Annotated in this window: 20 protein-coding genes; 13 read left to right on the top strand and 7 right to left on the bottom strand. The window is 73.5% G+C overall.

The genetic code is table 11. From position 1 onward, the window contains the following. The first annotated feature begins 45 nt into the window (after nucleotides 1-45). Nucleotides 46-240 (top strand): helix-turn-helix domain-containing protein, encoded by a 195-nt coding sequence (locus tag ABD976_RS05780; protein WP_345358249.1) that lies wholly within the window; start codon nucleotides 46-48, stop codon nucleotides 238-240. 307 nt (nucleotides 241-547) lie between these two features. Further along, entirely contained in the window at nucleotides 548-925 is a 378-nt protein-coding gene (locus ABD976_RS05775; protein WP_345358246.1) for a VOC family protein, read from the top strand. A gap of 121 nt (nucleotides 926-1,046) precedes the next feature. On the opposite strand, the gene ABD976_RS05770 is transcribed toward ABD976_RS05775, so the two are convergent. Then, complete coding sequence (locus ABD976_RS05770; protein ID WP_345358243.1) at nucleotides 1,047-2,990, bottom strand: AfsR/SARP family transcriptional regulator; 1,944 nt, start codon at nucleotides 2,988-2,990, stop codon at nucleotides 1,047-1,049. Between the two features lie 224 nt (nucleotides 2,991-3,214). On the opposite strand from ABD976_RS05770, the gene ABD976_RS05765 reads away from it, so the two are divergent. From ABD976_RS05765 to ABD976_RS05740, 6 genes are read left to right on the top strand one after another with little or no spacing between them, the layout of a single operon-like run. After that, nucleotides 3,215-3,604 carry a hypothetical protein gene (locus tag ABD976_RS05765; protein WP_345358240.1) on the top strand — a complete coding sequence of 130 codons (390 nt, stop codon included), beginning with the start codon at nucleotides 3,215-3,217 and terminating at the stop codon, nucleotides 3,602-3,604. 41 nt (nucleotides 3,605-3,645) lie between these two features. Beyond that, entirely contained in the window at nucleotides 3,646-4,101 is a 456-nt protein-coding gene (locus ABD976_RS05760) for a hypothetical protein (protein ID WP_345358237.1), read from the top strand. Further along, nucleotides 4,098-5,645 carry a hypothetical protein gene (locus ABD976_RS05755; protein WP_345358234.1) on the top strand — a complete coding sequence of 516 codons (1,548 nt, stop codon included), beginning with the start codon at nucleotides 4,098-4,100 and terminating at the stop codon, nucleotides 5,643-5,645. Before ABD976_RS05760 ends, ABD976_RS05755 begins: the two co-directional genes overlap by 4 nt. Then, nucleotides 5,642-6,103: a hypothetical protein gene (locus ABD976_RS05750; RefSeq protein ID WP_345358231.1), complete on the top strand. Its 462-nt coding sequence runs from the start codon at nucleotides 5,642-5,644 to the stop codon at nucleotides 6,101-6,103. Before ABD976_RS05755 ends, ABD976_RS05750 begins: the two co-directional genes overlap by 4 nt. Further along, complete coding sequence (locus ABD976_RS05745) at nucleotides 6,084-8,615, top strand: Hsp70 family protein (protein ID WP_345358228.1); 2,532 nt, start codon at nucleotides 6,084-6,086, stop codon at nucleotides 8,613-8,615. The genes ABD976_RS05750 and ABD976_RS05745 overlap by 20 nt, the downstream gene beginning before the upstream one ends. Next, nucleotides 8,612-9,499, top strand: a complete 888-nt coding sequence (locus ABD976_RS05740) for an OmpA family protein (protein WP_345358225.1) — start codon at nucleotides 8,612-8,614, stop codon at nucleotides 9,497-9,499. The genes ABD976_RS05745 and ABD976_RS05740 overlap by 4 nt, the downstream gene beginning before the upstream one ends. On the opposite strand, the gene ABD976_RS05735 is transcribed toward ABD976_RS05740, so the two are convergent. The 4 genes from ABD976_RS05735 to ABD976_RS05720 form a co-directional block, all read right to left on the bottom strand. Next, nucleotides 9,496-10,491: a DUF2332 domain-containing protein gene (locus tag ABD976_RS05735; protein WP_345358222.1), complete on the bottom strand. Its 996-nt coding sequence runs from the start codon at nucleotides 10,489-10,491 to the stop codon at nucleotides 9,496-9,498. The two genes, ABD976_RS05740 and ABD976_RS05735, sit on opposite strands and share 4 nt — an antisense overlap. Nucleotides 10,492-10,615: 124 nt before the next feature. Continuing rightward, on the bottom strand, nucleotides 10,616-10,924 hold the full coding sequence (locus ABD976_RS05730) for a nucleotidyltransferase family protein (protein WP_345358219.1): 309 nt from the start codon (nucleotides 10,922-10,924) through the stop codon (nucleotides 10,616-10,618). 43 nt (nucleotides 10,925-10,967) lie between these two features. After that, nucleotides 10,968-11,444, bottom strand: a complete 477-nt coding sequence (locus tag ABD976_RS05725; RefSeq protein WP_345358216.1) for a permease-like cell division protein FtsX — start codon at nucleotides 11,442-11,444, stop codon at nucleotides 10,968-10,970. A gap of 68 nt (nucleotides 11,445-11,512) precedes the next feature. After that, nucleotides 11,513-12,310 (bottom strand): exodeoxyribonuclease III, encoded by a 798-nt coding sequence (locus tag ABD976_RS05720; protein ID WP_345358213.1) that lies wholly within the window; start codon nucleotides 12,308-12,310, stop codon nucleotides 11,513-11,515. 95 nt (nucleotides 12,311-12,405) lie between these two features. Between ABD976_RS05720 and ABD976_RS05715 the strand changes: the two genes are divergently transcribed. Further along, nucleotides 12,406-12,834, top strand: coding sequence for a VOC family protein (locus tag ABD976_RS05715; RefSeq protein ID WP_345358210.1), 429 nt, complete (start codon nucleotides 12,406-12,408; stop codon nucleotides 12,832-12,834). Between the two features lies 1 nt (nucleotide 12,835). Here ABD976_RS05715 and ABD976_RS05710 read toward each other — a convergent pair whose 3' ends face one another. Next, a complete protein-coding gene (locus ABD976_RS05710; protein ID WP_345358207.1) occupies nucleotides 12,836-14,161 on the bottom strand; it encodes a sensor histidine kinase in 1,326 nt (441 codons plus the stop codon). 13 nt (nucleotides 14,162-14,174) lie between these two features. Beyond that, nucleotides 14,175-14,849, bottom strand: a complete 675-nt coding sequence (locus tag ABD976_RS05705) for a response regulator transcription factor (RefSeq protein WP_345358204.1) — start codon at nucleotides 14,847-14,849, stop codon at nucleotides 14,175-14,177. Between the two features lie 159 nt (nucleotides 14,850-15,008). On the opposite strand from ABD976_RS05705, the gene ABD976_RS05700 reads away from it, so the two are divergent. From ABD976_RS05700 to ABD976_RS05685, 4 genes are all read left to right on the top strand, one after another. Beyond that, complete coding sequence (locus ABD976_RS05700; protein ID WP_345358201.1) at nucleotides 15,009-15,212, top strand: hypothetical protein; 204 nt, start codon at nucleotides 15,009-15,011, stop codon at nucleotides 15,210-15,212. Nucleotides 15,213-15,339: 127 nt separating this feature from the next. Further along, on the top strand, nucleotides 15,340-16,206 hold the full coding sequence (locus ABD976_RS05695; RefSeq protein ID WP_345358198.1) for a helix-turn-helix domain-containing protein: 867 nt from the start codon (nucleotides 15,340-15,342) through the stop codon (nucleotides 16,204-16,206). A gap of 495 nt (nucleotides 16,207-16,701) precedes the next feature. Continuing rightward, nucleotides 16,702-16,938 carry a DUF397 domain-containing protein gene (locus ABD976_RS05690; RefSeq protein ID WP_345358195.1) on the top strand — a complete coding sequence of 79 codons (237 nt, stop codon included), beginning with the start codon at nucleotides 16,702-16,704 and terminating at the stop codon, nucleotides 16,936-16,938. A gap of 62 nt (nucleotides 16,939-17,000) precedes the next feature. Next, a complete protein-coding gene (locus tag ABD976_RS05685; RefSeq protein WP_345358192.1) occupies nucleotides 17,001-17,339 on the top strand; it encodes a hypothetical protein in 339 nt (112 codons plus the stop codon). The last annotated feature ends 92 nt before the right edge of the window (nucleotides 17,340-17,431 follow it).

Below are 17,431 nucleotides of genomic sequence, written 5' to 3'. Positions count from 1 at the left end.
GACACAAACGGAGCCAACTCGCGCCATCCGTGCCACGTTCGTGGTATGGCGCCGAAGTTGTTGACCAGCAGCCAGCTCGCGGACGAGCTCGGCGTGAGCCGTCGGTCGATCGCGAGGTACGTGGCGGCGGGAATCCTGGTGCCCGAGCTGTACACGCCCGGCGGTCAGTCGCGCTTCAGGCTGGAAGACGCGAAGCAGCAGTTGCGCGAACACTCGCGCCGCACCCGGGAACAAGGCTGACAGCAGACCGCACCCTCGCCACCCACGCCCTGCGCTCCCTCCCTCCGGCAGGCCCGGAAAACCCGTTGTGCCCGTCCGGGTCGGCCGCTAGGTTCGAGCGCGTGAACACCGGACCGGCGCGCAGCCACGCACGGATTGGCGATCCGGTGGAGCGCTGAGCTCCCGGCGGGCGCTGGACCCGCCCCGCCCCCTCCTGACGAGAGGGGGTGATCTCGCCGCCCTCCTGAGACGCGCGGAACTCCGCACCACGAGCCCCTAGACATCCCTGTCGCGGGCTCGAACGCCCGCGCGCACGGCGAGGAGACCGATGCCGATCACGTTCAACCACACCATCATCATCGCGAAGGACGGCGCGGAATCCGCGCGCTTCTTCCGCGAGCTCTTCGAGGCAGCCGAAGCGCCCTCCTGGGGTCCGTTCACCAACGTCCAGCTCGACGAGGGCGTGCTGATCCAGTTCGCCGCGCCTCCCCTTGAGGAGATCCAGCCCCAGCACTACGCGTTCCTGGTCGACGACGAGCGCTTCGACCGCGCCTACGCACGGCTCGTGGACCGGGGCGTCGAGCACTGGGCCGACCCGCAGATGCGGCACCCCGGCGAGATCAACCACGGCCACGGCGGGCGCGGCGTCTACTTCCGCGACCCGGCGGGCCACTTCTTCGAGATGATCACCCAGCCCTACCTCTGATCACCCAGCCCTACCTCTGATCACCCACCCACCTCTGGTCACCCATTGGTGCAGTGAGTGAGGGGCACCCTTGCCCAAGTTACTTGGACAAGGGTGCCCCTCACCTGGGAACCACTGCCGGTCAGCGTCGTCCGTAGCGGGTCACGACGTCCTTGACCAGGGCGTAGGACTCCGGGGTGACGTCCACGTAGTCGTGGGTCCAGAAGCTCCAGGCGAACAGTCCTCGTGACGCCAGGTCCGCGATCTGCTCCGGCGCGAAGACCTTGGTCAGGTCGCTGCGCAGGCGGGTCCCCGCGGGGTCCTTGTACGGGCCGAAGTTCGACACCATGACCGGCCCGTACTTGCCCAGTTCGGCGACCATCCGCTCGACGTCGGCGGCGTTGTCCTCGTCCTGGAAGGCGTTGAAGCTCTGGAAGTCCGAGACGGCGAGCGCGTCGGAGAAGAGGTCCATCAGGGACCGGCCCGAACCGAGCTGCGGATCGTCCTTCTCCGCCTGCCAGCCGTCCCAGTTCAGCGCCACCCTGGCGTTGGGCGCGTGCCGGTGGAAGACCTGCCGGATTTCGAGGTAGCGGTCCTTGAGCGCCCGGTAGTAGTTCGTGGTCAGCGGATCGGCGTGGTAGCCCTCCTCGGTGCAGACGACCTTCAGCATGCCGTTGAACACCGACACGTAGAGCGGCGGGCCGTCGGCCTCGCCCGCGAACGCCTTCGCCAGCACGCGCACGTGGTCCAGGAATTCCGGCGACAGCGGATAGGCCTTGCCGCAGCCCGGCCCGTACTTCGTGTCGACCGGTTCCGGGTCGTCGTAGGTGGGGATCAGGATGAGGTGCAGCGCCGTGCCCGCGGCGTAGTGCCCGGGGATCACCTGCGGACCCCAGCTCTCGTACTGGGCCAGCTCGTCCGGCCCGTCGTACCAGGTGGTCAGCATGCCGACGGGAGCCTGGTGGACCAGCGGTTGCCGGGCCGCCTCGGTCGCCTCGTCGCCCAACCCGAACAACAGCTTCGGGTGCTCGCTGGTCCCCGCCGGAATTCCCGGGACCGGGCGTTTCGGGGCGATCGCGTCGAGCCGCAGGTGCGCGGCCACCTCGGTGGGAGGAGCCGGCACCGTCGTGCGGTTGACGAGGACGGTGCCGACGACGACCAGGGCCAGCGCGCTGACGACGGCCGCGGCGCGGACGGCGAGCGACCGGCTCCGGAACCACCGCGCCGGACCGGCCGAGACCCGCGCCGGGACCGGCGCGGACACCGCCAGGCCCTCGGCGGGATCGTCGAAGCGCCGGGGCGGCGGCTCGGGGTCGCCCTCGGTCTCGGCGAGCAGTTCCGCGTGCAGCCCGCGAAGCCTGCTCCCGGGTTCGGCCCCGAACTCGGCGACGAGGTCGTCGCGGATCTTCTGGTACGCGGCCAGCGCGTCGGCGGGTCGCCCGGCGTCCCGCAGCGCCGTGACCAACCGCGCCCACGTCGCCTCGCGCAGCGGCTCCTCGACGCTGAGCGCCCGCAGCGTGGCCACCGCCTCCTCGGGGCGACCGTCGGCGATGAGGGCGTCGGCGAGGGCGTCCCGGGCCACCCAGCGCAGTTCGCGGAGCCGCGTCGCTTCGGCGGCGGTCCCCTGGCTCGCGGCGACCCGGCCCGGATCGCCGCGCCACAGTTCCAGCGCCGCGCGCAGCGCCTGTTCGGCGGCGGCGCCGTCACCTCCGCCCAGCGCCTCCCGGCCCCGCTCGATCAGGTCCTCGAAGACGTCGCAGTCGAGCTCGCCCCGGTCGACCGCGAGCTGGTAGCTGCCGCGCCGGCTGGAGATCGGCGACTCCGCGCCGTCCCTGGCCACCAGTTGCCGCAGTTGGTGCACGTAGGTCTTCAGGTTGCCGCGCGCCGAAGCGGGCGGGGTGCGCCCGTTCCAGAGGGCGTCGACCAGGACGTCGGTGTCGACCCAGCGGTTGCGGCGCGCCAACAGCTCGGTGAGCAGCAGGCGGGGCTTCTCCGCGTTGACCGCGACCACCGCGTCGTCGGCATCGCGCACCTGGAGCGGACCGAGCACGAAGTACCTGACGTGCCTGGTCTCGGGTTCGGACATGTCCGCTCCTCCGCACGGCTCCGGACGGGCAAGAGCAGTGTAAGCGGGCGATCACCGTGCGTGTACCGAATACCCGATTCTTCGGATGTACCGCTGATGAACCGGCTTTGACCTGCGCTGAACCCCGCGTCCGGAAACTCGGTCCGGCCACCGGTGCCCGCCTCCGCGACTGGGGGTGGAGGCGGGCCGGTGGACCGCACGCACACGAGGAACGGAGGGTTCGGATGAGGACCACGACTGACGAGCGGGGAGCGGGCCGCCGACGCGTCATCAACGCGGTCTGCTTCCTCGGGCTCCAAGCGGTGCTCGGAATCGGGCTGGGCGGGCTGTGGCTCGCCCTGATGCTGGCCGACGCGGCGGACCAGGGCTACGGGGCGGTGGACTACCTCGCCCCCGTGGTGGTGGTCGCGGTCGGGGTCGCGTCCGGCGCCTGCGCGCTGCTGACCGCGCGCGGCTCCGCGACGGCCGCGGTGCCCACCGCCGTCACCCAGGTGTTCGCGATGGCGATCGGCGCGTACGCGCTGTACCGGGGGTCGATGGTGGGCCTGACTCCCCTGCTCGCGGGGCTGTTCGTGTTCGCCCACCTCTACCACCGGGACGCGGTGGACGAGTGATCGCGCCGATCCGCTGACCACCACGAGCCGAAGGGGAAGACATGCCGTCCCGAACCGCCGTTCTCGGCGCCTGCGCCGTCACCTGGGCGCTGACCGGATGCGCCCAGCCCGAGGCAGGCGCCCCGCGACCCGTCGAGTCGCCGCCGACCGCTCCGGCCGCGCCCGAAGCCCCCGCGCCGCCGCCTACGCCGGAGCCGCCGAGCACGGACGTCGCCGAGTGCTTCGACGCCGACTGCACCTTGGCGGTGACCGGCCCGATCACCATTCCGCTCGACCCGGCCCGCTTCCACTACCCGGAGATGTCCGTCCGGTCCGTCACGCCGGACTTTTTGGCCTACGACGTCACCTCCCCGGCGGGCGGCGTCGCGATCTTGTCCAGGCTGGGCCCGGGTGGCGGCGGGTCCTTCGGGTCCCGGGGCCACACCACGGTCCAGGTGAAGCTGGAATCGCTCGACGACGGTACGACGGTCGTCGTCCTCACCCCCGCACCGCGATGAGGACCGGGACGCCGGAGGGCGCGGTGCAGGACGACGAGCTCGACGAGGTCCTCCGGGGCCTCGGCGGGACCCGGCTGTACCGCAACAACGTGTTCCGGTTGACCGCGCTGCCGGTCACCGCGTCCCCGACGCAGATCCGGCGCCGCCGGGAGGAGGCCGCGCTGCTGGCGCAGCTCGGCACCCCGCCCGCCGCGTCCGACGAGCTCCCGCTCGCACCGGCGCCCGACTGGGACGCGGTCGATGCCGCGTTCGAGTCGCTGCGCAGCCCCGTGCTGCGGCTGGTGCACGAGCTGCTGTGGCCGTGGGGTGCGGAGGACGACCACGACTCCGCCGTGCGCCGGCACTGCGCCGTGCTGGAGGGCGAGCCGCTCACCGGTCCGGAGGTGCCCGGCGACCCGCTCGGGCAGCGGTGGCTCGCGGCCGTCGAGGCGTGGGCGCAGGTGCTCTCCGGTGAGCGGATCTGGGACCGGGCGCGGCAGCGGGTGCGGGAGATCGACGACCCCCGGCTGACCACGGGCACCGTCCGGCGCCTGCGCGACCGGCTGCCGAGGCACCTCGTGGACGTGCACCTGGCGCTCGCGGCGGCGGCGGCCGAAGAGCTCGGCGGCGACGCCGCGGACCGGCACCTCCGGGTGCTCGACGACTCGTCGTTCGACGACGACCTCGTCGACGCGGCGCTGCGGGACGCGGTGCGCCCCGCGGAGGAACGGGTGCGCGCCGCCTGCGAGACCGCCGACCGCATCGCGGAGACCGCGCCGCGCGACGCGGCCGAGGCGGGCCACGCGCTGCTGGAGCGGACCGCGGCGCCGCTGCGGACCATCGCCGGGCTGCTCAGCGCGGACCACCCGGTCACCACCGCCGCCCACGATGAGGTGGCCAGGTCGGTGAACCTGTGCGCGGTGGCCCACCACAACGACTCCGGCGCGTGCGACCCGGCGTTGGACCTGCTGCGCTCGGCGCGGGAGCTGGCCCGCGAACGCACCGCGATCGAGCTGATCGACCAGAACACCGCGGTGCTCGGCGGGAAGGAGATCCTGGGCGAGGTCGACGAGCTCTGCGCGGCCGGGAAGGTGGACGCGGCGGCCGACCGGCTCCGCGCGTGGCGCGGGCGCACCGACGACGAGGCGCTGCGGCGGCGGATCGACGCGGTGCTCGCCGATCAGGCGTTGCGCACGCCGCCGAACGGGATGCCCTTCCAGGGGTCGGTCTTCGGCTGGGGCGCCTACCTGTACGGGGCGAGGGCGACGACCGAGCCCGGCACGTACGTCACGACGCACTACCTCACGGCGCTGTTCATCCCGGTCTTCCCGATGGCGGCCTACCTGCGGGACGCGGACTACCTCTACGGGAAGGTGCCGTTGAGCCGGGCGGCGAGGTGGTGGCGGCTGGTGGCGGCCCTGCTGCTCGCCCTCGCCCTCGTGCAGCCGTTCCCGAGCGCGCCGCGGCTGCTGGTCTTCCTCGCGGTCGTGGCCGGTGGTGCCGCCGTCCTCGGGCTGCGCCGGTACCGGCTCACCGCGTGGGCCGCCGCGCGGGTCGACACGTGACCGGCCCCCGTCGCAGGCAGCGGCGCTTCCCGCCCGAATTCCGCATCCACCCGCCGCAGGAGCAGCCGACGGCGGCGGTGGGCGAGCCGGAGCCCGCTCCGGCGGACCTGGACGACCGGACGGTCGCCGAGGTCGCCACCCGGATGTGGCGGGTACTCAAGAGGTTCAGCGGCGACGAGGAGTCCAGGGCGCAGCGCATGGCGGTCCGGGACCTCACCGCGATCTCGGACCGGCTGGGCGAGGCCGGGGTCCACGTGCAGGGCCACGACGGGATCTCGTGGGACCCCGGGATGTCGTTGAAAGCCCTCGCCTACGAGCCACGGCCGCACCTGGAGCGGGAAACCGTGGTGGAAACCGAACGGCCGACGATCTACCGCGGCGAGCGGTGCATCCAGTTCGGCCACGTGATCATCGGAGTACCGGAGGAAGGACAGGGCGATGGCACCGGAAACCATTGACTTCGGCATCGATCTCGGCACCACCACCAGCATCATCGCGGCGGCCACCGCCGACGACGCGACCGTGATCCCGACCGTGTACGGGTCGGCGACCACGCCATCCGCGGTCCACATCACCCGCTCCGGCGCGGTGCACGTCGGCGAGCCCGCGAAAGGCCTGCTGGAGGAGAAGCCCGACAACGCGCACGCGGAGTTCAAGCTCCAGATGGGGGACCGCGACGCGCTTCGGGAGTTCAAGGACTCCGGTCGGCGGATGACACCGGTGGAGATGTCCGCCGAGGTGCTCAAGTCGCTGCGCGGTGACGTGCAGCGGGAGAGGGGCCAGAACATCGGCGCCGCGGTGATCACCGTGCCCGCGGCCTTCGAGCTCGACCAGTGCGACGCCACCCGCAAGGCCGCCGAACTCGCCGGCCTCGGCCTCGCGCCGCTGATCCAGGAGCCGAGCGCGGCGGCGTGGGCCTACAGCGCGCACCTCGCGACCGACCGCGGTTTCTGGCTCGTGTACGACTTCGGCGGCGGCACCTTCGACGCCGCGATCGTGAAGGTCGCCGATGGCGAGTTCAGCACCATCAACCACGCCGGCGACAACTTCCTCGGCGGCAAGCTGATCGACTGGGGCCTGGTGGAGGGCGTGCTGATCCCGGCGGTGCGCGACCAGTTCCCGCTGCCGGACCTGGCCCGCGGCCACCGCAGATCGGCGGGCAACCTGGCGAAGCTCAAGACGGCGGCGGAGAAGGCGAAGATCGCGCTGTCGCACACCACGAGCGCGCCGATCAACCTGCTGCTCAACGACGCCGACGGCACCCCCGCGTTCGACTTCGAGCACGAGCTGACGAGGGCGGACGTCGAGCGGTACGCGCTGGCGCACTACCGGAGGTCGATCGACCTGTGCCGCCGGGCGATCACCGAGGCCGGCCTGCACACCGGCGACATCGATCGCGTCCTGCTCGTCGGGGGCGCCACGATCGCACCGGCCCTGCGCGACCTGCTCGCCGACCCGGAGGAGGGCCTCGGCATCCCGCTGGACCACGGCCTCGACCCCGTCGCGGTGGTCGCCAAGGGAGCGGCGATCTTCGCGGGCATCCAGCGGCTGCCCGCCCGGCCGCAGCGCGCCGAGCAGGCGCTGAGCGAAGGGCGGGTGGTGCTGGACCTGCGGTACCCGGCGGCGGGCTCGGACGTCGAACCGCTGGTGGGCGGCCTGCCGCCGCGCACCGCCCAGCCCCGGGACTGGACCGGCGCCACCGTCGAGTTCGTCCACCCGGACGGCAAACCGCCCTGGCGCAGCGGGCAGGTCCCGCTCAACCCGGACGGCACGTTCACCACCCGGTTGCGCGCCGACGAGCACGCGGTCAACACCTACGACCTCGCACTGCGGGACGCCCGGGGCACCCTGGTCACGACCGAGCCGGAACGGATCTCCTACCGGCACGCGGCGAAGATGGGCACCGCGCCGACGCTCAGCCATTCCCTCGGCGTCGCCCTGGACAACAACGAGGTGCTGTGGCTGGTGCGCAAGGGCGCCGAGCTCCCGGCCAAGGCGCGGGCCGTCCTGCACTCGACCGTGGCGGTGCGGCGCCACGAGCGGACCGGCCTGGTCCGGGTGCCCATCGTGGAGGGTGAACGGCCGAAGGCCGACCGCAACACCCTGATCGGCCAACTCGACCTGGTGCCGACCCAGGTCGACCGCGACGTGCCCGCGGGCAGCGAGGTCGAGGTCGCGCTGCGGATCGACACCAGCTTCAGCCCGCGCGCCGACGCCTACGTGCCGCTGCTCGACGAGGAGTTCCCGATCCAGGTGGAGCTCGGCCGGACCGGGTCGGGCGCCGACTTCCGCGGCGCCGCCGACGACCTGACCGGCCGGTTCCAGGAGCTGGCCGACCGCCTCGACGAGCTGCGCTCGCGCGGCGTGGACCCGGGCGAGGCGGGCGAGCTGGCCGACCGGTTCCGCGACGAGGACGTCGTGGCCGACGTCCGGCGGCTCGCCGACGCGGCCAGCGTCGACGCGGACGCCGCGTCGACCTGCGAGAACCGGCTGCGGGACGCGCAGACGGCGCTGGACGACATCGAGGCGGCGCTGGAGTTCCCGGCACTGGTCGACCAAGGGCGGGCGATGGTGGCGGACCTGCGCGGGCTCGTCGCCCAGTCGGGCACCGCGCGGCACCGGAGCGCGTTCCACGACGCCGCGCGGGCCGTGGAGTCGGCCATCGCCGCCGGCGACCGCACGGTGCTGCAACGCCGGATCGACGTGCTCCGCGACATCTTCCGGGAGGTGCTCCAGGACAGCGGTCAGCTGGCCGCGGTGATCTTCGCGGTGCGGGAGAGCACCCTCGCCGACCACCCCGACCCGCGCGTCCAGGAGTTGCTCCAGCAGGGCAGGCGCGGCCTGGACCGCGGCGACGACGCCCTGCTCACCAGCGTCAACGCCCAGTTGGAGCAGGCCGCGCCGCGCGCGGTGGAGGGCGCCGACGCCGCGGGCGGGCTCGGCAGCACGGTCCGGGCGGGCGACCGGTGAGCGGGGCACCGACCACCCTCACCCGCGCCACCGGGCTGGCGGGCGACGGCGACTACGCCGAGGCCGAGCAGCTGCTGCGGGAGCTGGGTGGTCGCGGCAGCACCGACCCGGCGGTGCTCGACCTGCTCGCGCGGATCCACGCGCAGCGCGGTGAGCTCTTCGACGCCGACGAATGCTGGGCGCTGGCGCTGCGGCTGGACGCCGACTTCGCCCCGGCCCGCGCCGGTCGGCAGCGGATCGCGGCGCTGGTGGCCCGCCGGATGCGCCCGCGCGGCGGTCGGGTCGCCCTGGCGGCGCTGGCCGCGGTCCTGTTCACCGGCACCGGCGTGGCCGTCGGCGTGCTGGTCGAGCAGCCGCCCGGCCCGGACCCGACCGTGCTCGCCGCGCTCGCCCAGGTCCGCGACGGCCAGCGCGACCAGGCCGAACGCCTCGGCTCCCGCGGCGAACGGCTCGACCGGCAGCGGGCGCTCGACGCCCTCGGCGCGGTGCTCGCGGGCGATCCCGCGTTCCTCGCCCGGGTGGACGCGGACGCGGTGGTGGTCACGTTCCCGACCGGCGTGTTCCGCAGCGGGACGTCGTTGTCGCGCACCGGGTCCGCGGCGCTGGGCGACCTCGCCCGCCGGCTCGGCCCCCTCACCGGTGACACGTCGATCACCGTGGTGGGGCACACCGCGGACGTGCAGACGTCCCGCTCCCCGACCGACGCGGAACTCGGCCTGGCCCGCGCGCGCACCGCCGCCGAGCGGATGTCCGAAGCCGGCGGCCTGCCGCTGTCGGTGTTCGCGCTGCTCAGCTCCGGCACCGCCGACCGCCCGTTCCCCACCGCGACCCCGGAGGGCCGAGCGCGGAACCGGACGGTCACGGTCGTGCTGCGCCCCCGCTAGCGCGCCGACCAGTCGATCCACGTGCCGTGCGGATCCGTGGCGGCGAGGACCTCGCGCCCGTCGCGGACCAGGAGGAACGGGTCCTCGTGGCGCCCGGTCGCCTCGGTGCCCGGCAGCACCCCGGGCGCTTCGTTGGACAGCCACACCGCGCCCAGGTCGCGCACCGCGGCGGCGAAGGCGCGGCGGGTCCCGGCGTCGACGTAGGCGAGCACCGCCGAGTGGTAGACCACCAGCGTGGCCCCGGACGGCGCGTCGGCGGCGACGCGGGCCAGGTCGTCCACCAGGTCCCCGCGGTGGACCGGCACCGGGTGGCGGCGGGCGAGGTCCAGCGCCGCCCGCAACCGCGCCTCGCGGTCGCCTTCCCCCGGCCACACCAGGCATTCCAGCCACCGGGCGTCGTCGGCGTCGGCCGGGTCGAGCGGGTTCACGTCGAGCCCCCTGCGCCACGCCACGGTCGGCAGCCGGTCCGGCAGCGGAACCGGCCCGTGCGGGCGGCACGCCAGCGTCGGCGCCCCCGGATCACCCGCCAGCGCATGCCCGGCGTAGTCGTAGGAGTAGTGGTCGGGCAGCAACGTCAGCCCGGCCGAGGCGCCGACCTCCAGCAGCGCCAGCGGCTCGGGCAACCCGGCCAGCGCGGGCAGCAGCGTGGCGCACCGGGCGGGCTCGTTGGTCTGGGTCCGCCTCGCCCGCAGCACCGCCGCCAGCTCGTCGGCGCGCTCGCGCACCAGGCGGCGCACGGCGTCGATCCCCGGCGGCGTCCCGAGCAGGTAGCGGGCCGCGGCGAACAGGAGGTTCGGCTGCCGCTTGGCCACCGGCAACCCGTCCAGGAAGTCCAGCACCCCGGTGTCCGCGGCGACCGCCTCGGCCAGGCGGCCGTACGCGGGCGACCGCCCGCGCGCCGCCTCCCCGAACCGCCGGAAGTTCTCGGCGGTCCCCAAGCGCGAGTCCAGCCCGCGCATCGCCCCGGCGGAGCCCTCAGCATCGTCGCCCACCCCGACGATCCTGCCGAGCCACCACCCGCCCGTCCATCCGCCCCACCGAACGACCGTGGACGGCAGCCCCTCGGTGAGCACCTGCCGGACCAGAGCGCGTCGACGGTCGCGTACCGCCCGGGTGTCACGCTGCGTAGAGGAGTTCCCTGGTGTCCAGGATCCGCTGCTGGAGGTAGGGGTTGCGGACGCTGTCCGCGCTGACCAGGTCGACCGGGCGGCCGAGGATGCCTTCGAGCCCCTCCTTCAGGTCGAAGTAGGTGCCGAAGTGGTCGAACCCGGGTCCGACGTCGAACTCGACGAGCACGTCGACGTCGCTGGTCGTGGCGTCGAACGAGTCGTCCGCACCGGAGCCGAACAGATCGAGCCGCCGCACCGGGAGCGTGCGGCACAGTTCTTCGATCTCGTGCCTGTTCGCCTCGATCAGCTCGTGCACCACCCCCACCTCCCGACCTGATCGTGCGATCCGATCCGGCCGGTCACCGGGTCGGCCACAGCCCGTTCGGCGGGCACGGCGGCTGGCCCGGCACGAAGGGAGGCCGGACGAACACCTCGATCCGCGCCCCCGGGTGCTCCTGCCGGAGGTCATCGGCCAACGCGCGCACGTCCGCACCCGCCAGCGGCAGCACCTGCAGACCGGCGGGCAGGGCTTCCGGACTGGCCAGCTCCACCAGGTGCGGGTCGTCGGCGAACATCTCCTTGAACTGCACGTACGCCTGCTCCTTGGTCTCGGTGTAGACCTGGCGCACCCGGTCGTCGGCGGCCACGGCCGCCGCCCGGCGGTGCATCTCCTCGTCGGTGTCGAAGAAGACCCCGACGTGGTCACCGCACAGGTCGTGTCCGGCCAGCGGCACGGTCGGGGCCGGCGGGCGCTGCGGCGCCGATCCCTGGACCGTGCAGGCCGCCAACGCAGCACCGACCACGAGCGTGCCGAGCGCCCTCATCGAGTTCTTCACGGCCGGAAGACTTCCACGTCCGGCGCGGCGAGGACAGGGGCGACCGCGCCCGAAACGTCCGGACCTGCTCAGCCCTCGTCGAAGACGACCGTCACCGGGGCGTGGTCCGACCAGCGCTGGTCGTAGCTGGGGGCCTTCTCCACCCGCGCCTCGGTGGCCCGCGCGGCGAGCCCCCCGGTGGCCATGTGGTAATCGATGCGCCAGCCGCTGTCGTTGTCGAAGGCCTTGCCCCGGTAGCTCCACCAGGAGTACGGGCCCTGGACGTCGGGGTGCAGGGCGCGGACGACGTCGGTGTAACCGGCGGCGAAGACCTCGTCGAGCCAGGCGCGCTCCTCGGGCAGGAACCCGGCTTCCTTGCGGTTGGCCTTCCAGTTCTTCAGGTCGGCCTCGCGGTGCGCGATGTTCCAGTCGCCGCAGACGAGCACCTCCCGGCCGTCGGCCGCGGCGCGCTCGCGGCGGTCCACCAGGTAGGCGAGGAACTCCTTCATGAAGCGTTCCTTCTCGTCCTGGCGGGCGGTGCCGACCTCACCGCTGGGCAGGTAGAGGCTGCCGACCACCAACCCCGGCAGGTCGATCTCGGCGTAGCGGCCCGATTCGTCGAACTCCGCCGAGCCGAACCCGATCCGCACCGCCTCCGGCTCGGCGCGGGTGTAGAGCGCCACCCCGGCCCGGCCCTTGGCGTTGCTCGGCGCGAGCACCGGGTACCAGCCCTCGGGTTCGCGCACCGCCGCGGTGAGCTGGTCGGCCTCGGCGCGCGTCTCCTGCAGGCAGACGACGTCGGCGCCGGTGGCGGCCAGCCATTCGACGAAGCCCTTCTTGGCGGCGGCGCGCAGGCCGTTGACGTTCGCGGTCGACACAGTCAGCACGCCGCCGAGGGTAACGACGACCGGCCGGGCGATCCGGCACCGGCGGCGCGCGGCGTGACGCCCGGCTCAGCGGCGGGGACCAGTAGTCTCCGGGCATGGTCCCGGCTCGGCTCTCGGTGGTGACGCTGGCGGCGGGCAGCGTCGGCGAACTCCGCGCGTTCTACGGACGGCTGGGCTGGCCGGAGGTGCCCGGCAGCGGCGACCGGTGGGCGGGCTTCCTGCTCGGCGGCGCCGTGCTCGCCCTCTACCCGGAGCAGTCGCTGGCCGCGGAGGCCGCACCGGGCGAGACCGCCGGGGCGTGGCGGGGCGTGACCCTGGCGATCAACGTCGACAGCCGGGCGGCGGTGGACGAGGCGTACGCGTCCGCGCTCGACGCGGGCGCCCGCGCGGTGGCCGAGCCGCAGGAACGCCCGTGGGGCGGGCGGTCGGCGTACTTCGCCGACCCGGAGGGCAACCGATGGGAGATCGCCTACGCGGCCGTCGCCGAACTCGGTCCCCGGGGCGAGGTCGTCGGCTTCGGCTAGCTCAGCGGCGGCGCCTGCGGTGGCGGCGGCGGGCCCGGTTCGGTGCGGCCGGGCGCTGCCACAGCCACAGGCAGACCCGCGCGCCGCCGAGGCTGGAGCGGTCCACCGACAGGCGGCCGCCGGTCGCTTCGGCGACCCGGCGGGCGATGTCCAGCCCGAGCCCGGTCGATCCGGCGCTGCTGCTGCCCCGCCGCACCGCCTGCGACAGCTCGGCCACCCCGGGCCCGGCGTCCTCCACGACCACGCCGACCACCCCGTCGTTGCGCTGCACCGACACCACGAACTCGGTCTCCTCCGGGGTGTGCCGGAAGACGTTGCCGATCACCGAGTCGATCGCCGCCGCCAGCTCCGCGCGCGACACCGGCACGGGCAGCGGCTCGTCGGCACCGCGCAGGTTCCACGGCCGGAGCTGGTCGTCGGCCAGGGCCGACCAGAACTCCACGCGCTCGCGCAGCAGCTCGGCCACGTCGGTGTCGACGTCCTCGGACGGGCCGGTGCGCCGCGCGCTGGCGATCACCAGGTCGATCTCGCGTTCCAGCCGGTCCACCGCCTGCCGGGTCTGCTCGGCCGCCGGGTCGTCACCGAGCGCTTCGGCGTTGAGCCGCAGGGCGGTGAGCGGGGTGCGCAGCCGGTGCGACAGGTCGGCGGAGAGCTCCCGTTCGGAGGCGAGGAGCTGGCGCACCCGGTCGGCCATCGCGTTGAACGCCCGCCCGGCCTCGACCAGCTCGCGGGGTCCGCTGGGATCGACGCGGACGGTGAGGTCCCCGCCGCCCAGCGCGGCCGAGGCGTCGGCCAGCCGGGTCGCCGAGCGCACCACCCGCGCGGCGAGCCGGTCGACCACCAGCACCGAGCCGCCGACCAGCAGCAGCCCCACCGCCGCCAGCACCGCCCAGGAGCGCAGCAGGCCCCGGTGCAGCGCCTCGGCGGGCACGAAGACCTCGGCCAGCGCGGTGCGCCCACCGGCCAGCGGGATCGGGCGCAGCAGCGCCGATCCGCCGTCGAGCGGGAGCACCGCGGTGCGCACCTCGGCGGTCGCCAGGTGCACGTCCCCCGCTCCGGCGCGCGCCGGGCCGACCACCCCGCCGTCGGGCAGGTACACCGCGAGCCGGCCCGCGCGACCGGCCTCGGTCCCGCCGATGGCGCGCTGGACGCGCTGGTGGTCGCCGCCGGTGGCCAGCACCGGGGCGAGCGCCACCGCCTGCCGCTCGGCGTCCTGGAACGCCTGGTCGCGCGCCAGCTCGCGGAGGACCGCGCCGAAGGGCACCAGGAACGCCAGCGCCACCGCCGAGGTGATCGCGAGCGCCACCAGGACCAGCGCACGCCTCATCGGCGGGCCCGCGTCACGGCGCCACCAGCTTCACGCCGACCCCGCGCACGGTGTGCAGGTAGCGGGGTGCGGCGGCGGTCTCGCCGAGCTTGCGGCGGACCCACGACAGGTGGACGTCGATGGTCTGGTCGTCGCCGTAGGACTGCCGCCACACCTGGGCGAGCAGCTCGCGGCGCGGCACCACCTTGCCCGGCCGCGCGGCGAGGTAGGCGAGCAGGTCGAACTCGCGGCGGGTCAGCTCCAGCTCGACCCCGTCCAACGTGGACACCCGGCTGTCCAGGTCGATGCGCAGCCCGCCGACCTCGACGACCTTCGACGGCTGGGCGCCCCGGTAGCGGCGCAGCACGGCCTCGATCCGGGCGTGCAGGTGCTCGCTGGAGAACGGCTTGACGACGTAGTCGTCGGCCCCGGCGCGCAGCAGCCGGACGATCTCGGACTCGTCGTCGCGGGCGGTGGCCACGATCGTCGGCGCGTTGGAGATGCCCCGGATCATCTTCAGCGTCTCGCCGCCGTCGAGGTCGGGCAGGCCGAGGTCGAGGATGATCGCGTCCGGCGGGTGCTCGGCGACCTCGCGCAGCGATTCGAGGGCGGTGCCCACGCTGCGCACGACCCAATCGCGGGCGCTCAGGTCGCGGATCATCGCCGCCCGCACGACCGGATCGTCCTCGACTACCAGAACCACAGCCATGTGGACCGACGCTACAGGGCTCCTTGAACGATTTTCACCTTCCTGCGGCGGGTGAACCGGAGCACACCGCCGGGCGGCGCGGCGACTTCACCCCGACCGATGCGCCGGACCGATCGGGACTTGCGCCGGAGCACCGCACTAGGTCAGGATCACCCATCCGTGACACGCGTCCTCGGCTACCTGGCCGCCTGGCTCGCCGCCACCGCGGTGGCGATCGCCCTCGTCTGGTTCGGCGTGCGCGACCTCGTGCACGGCACCGGCGACACGCCGCTCCCGTCCGCACCGCTCGGCCCGGCGGTCGCGCTCGGCGAGGGGGCGAACGCGCCGGTCAGCGCCTCACGAACGGGTGAAATCGAGGCGTAGAAGCCGTGGTCGGACGCGTGGTCGCGCGGACGTGGTGGACGCGGATTCGCGTTCTACTAAGATCCCCCGACGTTGACCGACCGCTGTCGCCCGACAGCACGCCGAACAAAGCCCAGGAGGTCTCGACGTGGCCACGGATGGTGCCGCAGGCAGCGGCCCCACCGCTCGTCGGCTGGTGCTCGGCGCCCAGCTCCGGCGACTGCGCGAAGCCAGCGGGATCAGCCGGGACGAGGCGGGCTACTCGATCCGCGGCTCCGGGTCGAAGATCAGCCGCCTGGAACTGGGCCGGGTCGGGTTCAAGGAACGCGACGTCGCCGACCTGCTGAGCCTCTACGGCGTGACCGAGGAGTCCGAGCGCGAACCGTTCCTCGACCTGGTCCGCCGCTCCAACGAGCCCGGCTGGTGGAACAGCTACAACGACCTGATGCCGAGCTGGTTCCAGGACTACGTGGGCCTGGAGGAGTCGGCCTCGCGCATCCAGACCTACGAGATCCAGTTCGTGCCCGGACTGCTCCAGACCGAGACCTACGCCCGCGCCGTCGCCTCGCAGGGCCGCCCCGAAGCACCGGACGCCGAGGTGGACCGCCGCGTCGGGCTGCGGCTGCACCGGCAGCGGCTGCTCACCCAGCCGCGGGCGCCCCGGCTGTGGGCGGTGATCGACGAAGCCGTGCTGCACCGGCCGATCGGCGGTCGCGCCGTGCTGCGGGCGCAGATCGAGCACCTGCTCCAGGTGACCGCGCTGCCGACGATCTCGTTGCAGATCGTGCCGTTCGAGCTCGGCCGCTCGGCCGCCGAGGGCGCGTTCACCGTCCTGCGCTTCGCCGAGCCGGAGATCCCGGACATCGTCTACCTGGAACACCTCTGCGGCGCCCTGTACCTCGACAAGCAGGAGGACGTCGAGGTCTACAGCAAGGTCAGCCACCGCCTCGCGGTGGACGCCCTGACCCCGGAGGCCACCCGCCGCTCGCTCAGCGCCGCCCTCCGCGAACTCTGACCCGGACGACACGCCGACCCAGGCGATCCAGGTGAGGGGCACCCTTGCCCAAGTTACTTGGGCAAGGGTGCCCCTCACTCAATTCCCTTCCGGGTGACGCGCCGGGGGCCGGACCGGGTGACGCGCGCTGGTCCCACACGTTCGAGTGGTCCCTTTTCCGAGTGAGGGGCACCTTCATCCGGACCATAGCCGGATGAAGGTGCCCCTCACTCAGCACACCGACGGGTGACGTGGGCCGGTGACGGCGCGGCCGGTGCGGGTGCTGGTGCTCGTGGTGGACGGCCGTCGGGGTGCCGCTCTCCCGGGTTCCTCTGCGCTGGGTCGTGGGTCGATCACGCTGCGTTTTCCCTGATCGACCGGCTGAGTGATCAACATCCTGGGCAGATGCACGTGCATTCACGCGTGCAAGATCGCCTGATACGGTGACCGCACGATCATCTGCACGTGCAGATGGCCGTGCAGCAACACGTCGGGGGAAAGGGCGGAACGCCGAGCATGACGAAGATCCACAACGGGATGCCCGCGCAGCACCTTCCGGGCCTCTCGTGGCGCAAGAGCCGGTACAGCGGATCGGTGGGCAACTGCGTCGAAGTGGCCCCGCTGATCGACGGCGGGATCGCAGTCCGCAATTCGCGCTACCCCGACGGTCCGGCTCTGGTCTACAGCCGCGACGAGATGGCCGCGTTCCTCAGCGGAGCGAAGGACGGCGAATTCGACGACCTGATCGTCTGAGCTCGTGCCGGGCCCGGCGCGCACGGCCGGCGGCCCGCCCTCGAAAGAAACCGGTGGCGCTGATGAGAGAGATTACGAACGGTCTGCAGGCACTCGTGGCCACGGGCTTCCAGTTCGCCCACCCGCGCGACGACGCGGGCGAGCTGGTCGCCGTGCTCGGCCTCCGGGTGCACCGGCGAGGCACGATCGACGTCCTGCAGCTCTTCGCCGAGGACGACGCGGAAGCCGCCCGGGTCTCCGCCGACGAGCACGACGTGCTCTCGCCGCGCCGCCCGCTGTGGCGGACCAGCGGCCGGGCGCTCGACGTGATCCACGAGATGCTGCACCTGGGCAACCACGACCACGGCCTGTGGGTCACCGGCACCAGGGACACCGCAGCGATGCTCGCGGCCTCCGCCTGACGGAGCCCCGCGACCACGAGACAGCACTGGCGCCCCCGAATGAGTGAGTGCTCGCTCATTGACCTGAGCGAGCACTCACTCATATCTTGGCG

This window comes from Saccharopolyspora cebuensis, assembly GCF_039542665.1.
GTDB lineage: Bacteria > Actinomycetota > Actinomycetes > Mycobacteriales > Pseudonocardiaceae > Saccharopolyspora > Saccharopolyspora cebuensis.
Note: the sequence above shows the minus strand (reverse complement) of the source record. Positions and strands in the feature narration are given on the sequence as shown.

What these genes read in the sequence shown, in the direction of transcription:
- ABD976_RS05780 (WP_345358249.1), top strand. Translation starts at nt 46, where the DNA reads ATGGCGCCGAAGTTGTTGACCAGCAGCCAGCTCGCGGACGAGCTCGGC.
- ABD976_RS05775 (WP_345358246.1), top strand. Translation starts at nt 548, where the DNA reads ATGCCGATCACGTTCAACCACACCATCATCATCGCGAAGGACGGCGCG.
- ABD976_RS05770 (WP_345358243.1), bottom strand. Translation starts at nt 2,990, where the DNA reads ATGTCCGAACCCGAGACCAGGCACGTCAGGTACTTCGTGCTCGGTCCG.
- ABD976_RS05765 (WP_345358240.1), top strand. Translation starts at nt 3,215, where the DNA reads ATGAGGACCACGACTGACGAGCGGGGAGCGGGCCGCCGACGCGTCATC.
- ABD976_RS05760 (WP_345358237.1), top strand. Translation starts at nt 3,646, where the DNA reads ATGCCGTCCCGAACCGCCGTTCTCGGCGCCTGCGCCGTCACCTGGGCG.
- ABD976_RS05755 (WP_345358234.1), top strand. Translation starts at nt 4,098, where the DNA reads ATGAGGACCGGGACGCCGGAGGGCGCGGTGCAGGACGACGAGCTCGAC.
- ABD976_RS05745 (WP_345358228.1), top strand. Translation starts at nt 6,084, where the DNA reads ATGGCACCGGAAACCATTGACTTCGGCATCGATCTCGGCACCACCACC.
- ABD976_RS05715 (WP_345358210.1), top strand. Translation starts at nt 12,406, where the DNA reads ATGGTCCCGGCTCGGCTCTCGGTGGTGACGCTGGCGGCGGGCAGCGTC.
- ABD976_RS05710 (WP_345358207.1), bottom strand. Translation starts at nt 14,161, where the DNA reads ATGAGGCGTGCGCTGGTCCTGGTGGCGCTCGCGATCACCTCGGCGGTG.
- ABD976_RS05705 (WP_345358204.1), bottom strand. Translation starts at nt 14,849, where the DNA reads ATGGCTGTGGTTCTGGTAGTCGAGGACGATCCGGTCGTGCGGGCGGCG.
- ABD976_RS05690 (WP_345358195.1), top strand. Translation starts at nt 16,702, where the DNA reads ATGACGAAGATCCACAACGGGATGCCCGCGCAGCACCTTCCGGGCCTC.
- ABD976_RS05685 (WP_345358192.1), top strand. Translation starts at nt 17,001, where the DNA reads ATGAGAGAGATTACGAACGGTCTGCAGGCACTCGTGGCCACGGGCTTC.